Consider the following 239-nt stretch of genomic DNA (forward strand, 5'->3'; position numbering starts at 1 on the left):
GCTGGGCTGCGGCGTGACCACCGGTATCGGTGCTGTGCATAACACGGCCAAGGTGCAACCCGGTGACTCGGTGGCGGTATTCGGCCTCGGTGGTATCGGCCTCGCCGCGATCCAAGGCGCACGCCAAGCCAAGGCGGGCCGCATCATCGCCATCGACACCAACCCGGCCAAGTTCGAGTTGGCTCGCAGTTTCGGTGCCACCGAGTGCATCAACCCCAAGGACCACGCGAAGCCAATTC

At 64.9% G+C, this 239-nt stretch carries 1 protein-coding gene; it reads left to right on the forward strand.

Features of this window, described 5'->3' with window-relative positions; translation table 11 throughout:
- Positions 1-239, forward strand: a 239-nt coding sequence (locus K5E40_RS34740) for a zinc-binding dehydrogenase (RefSeq protein WP_221734465.1), incomplete at both ends; no start/stop codon positions are given.

The sequence above is a fragment of the Pseudomonas baetica genome, from assembly GCF_019733355.1.
GTDB lineage: Bacteria > Pseudomonadota > Gammaproteobacteria > Pseudomonadales > Pseudomonadaceae > Aquipseudomonas > Aquipseudomonas baetica_A.